Below are 1,667 nucleotides of genomic sequence, written 5' to 3'. Positions count from 1 at the left end.
TCACGCGGACCGGCCTTTTTCTGTGGCGGGAGTGACCTTACACCACCATCCCCAGCAGCAGACAGCCCACCAGGCCGCAGACTGAGATAATGGTTTCCAGCACCGACCAGGACTTGATGGTCTCGCCGATGGTCAGGTTAAAGTACTCTTTGAACAGCCAGAAGCCCGGATCGTTAACATGGGAGAAGATAACGCTGCCGGAGCCAACGGCGATAACCATCAGCTCCGGGCTGACGCCGGTGGTGGCGATCAGCGGCGCGGCGATCCCGCCCGCGGTGATGGCGGCTACGGTCGCCGAACCCAGCGCGATACGCAGCACCGCGGCGATAGACCACGCCATAAACAGCGGAGACATGTTCGATTCGTGCATGATAGAGGCGATGTATTTATCCATGCCGCTATCCACCAGCACCTGCTTGAAGGCGCCGCCGCCGCCGATAATCAACAGCATCATGGCGATGATTTTGATCGAAGAGGTCAGGGTATCGTTGATCTGCTCCATGGAGCGGCCGCGGTTCAAACCGAAGGTGAACAGGGCAATCAGTACCGCAATCAGGGTGGCCATCACCGGGTCGCCGAAGAACTCGGCAATTGGCAGGAAGGCGTGGCCTTTCGGCAGGATCATCTCAGCCACGGCGCGCATCGCCATCAGGATCACCGGAACCAGCGAGGTCCAGACGCTGACGCCAAAGCCTGGCATCTCTTCTTCAGTGAACACTTTCGGGTTATGCAGGCCTTCCGGGATCGGCTTATCTATCCCTTTCAGGAAGCGCGCAAACACCGGTCCCGCCAGGATAACCGTCGGGATAGCCAGAATGGTGCCGTAGAGCAGCGTTTTGCCCATATCGGCATGGAAGATGGTGGCGATCGCGGTCGGACCCGGATGCGGCGGCAGGAAGCCGTGGGTGACGGAGAGCGCGGCTGCCATCGGTACGCCGACGTACAGCAACGGAATACGGGCCGAGGCGGCGATGGTGAACACCAGCGGCAGCATCAGCACGAAGCCCACTTCATAGAACAGGGCGAAGCCAACGGTGAAGCCGGTCAGGACCACCGCCCACTGAATATGCTTCTTACCGAACTTATTGATAAGCGTGGTGGCGATACGCTGGGCGCCGCCGCAGTCTGCCAGCAGCTTACCGAGCATAGCGCCGAAGCCCATGATCAGCGCGAGGCTGCCAAGGGTGCCGCCAACGCCGTTTTTGATGGAGACGATCACTTTATCCAGTGGCATACCCTGCATTAATCCGACGGCGAGCGCCACCAGAACCAGCGCAATGAAGCCGTTCATTTTGAAACGGATCATTAACAGCAACAACAGGGCAACCCCGATAGCAACGATGACTAATGGCATGATTTACCTGGCCTTAATTTGTTATGGGTAACGTCAAAGTTCGAACCTGTAGAGCATCCGCTCCGTCAGGGAGCAAAATAGTCTGGCGCCGTAAACGCTTGCATTATCCTTACCCAGAGAAAGGATAGCTGGCTATTTTTTTGCCGGTGGCGCCTGAAATGGATGATACGGGTAACATGTGAGGGTTGAGAATCACCTGACGGGGGAAAATGTTAAATATGAGACTTAAGTCATACTCTTTCCCCGGTTTTTGCCGGTCATTTAGCGGGAGATGTTGCGCGGTAACACAGAAAGGGCCAGGGAGGACCCGGGG

The 1,667-nt window shown here is 57.3% G+C and carries 1 protein-coding gene; it reads right to left on the bottom strand.

Features of this window, described 5'->3' with window-relative positions; translation table 11 throughout:
- Positions 1-37: 37 nt before the first annotated feature.
- The gene (gene gntT / locus HMPREF9538_RS04735) at positions 38-1,354 is read right to left on the bottom strand and encodes a gluconate transporter (protein ID WP_002920542.1); all 1,317 of its coding nucleotides are present in this window, start codon (positions 1,352-1,354) and stop codon (positions 38-40) included.
- Positions 1,355-1,667: the final 313 nt, after the last annotated feature.

This window comes from Klebsiella sp. MS 92-3, assembly GCF_000195655.1.
Classification (GTDB): Bacteria; Pseudomonadota; Gammaproteobacteria; order Enterobacterales; family Enterobacteriaceae; genus Klebsiella; species Klebsiella pneumoniae.
The sequence above is the reverse complement of the archived record's forward strand: the minus strand, read 5'-3'. Positions and strand labels throughout refer to the sequence as shown.

Bases quoted from the DNA above. Each gene is read 5' to 3' on its own strand.
- gntT (WP_002920542.1), bottom strand. From the start codon at position 1,354: ATGCCATTAGTCATCGTTGCTATCGGGGTTGCCCTGTTGTTGCTGTTA.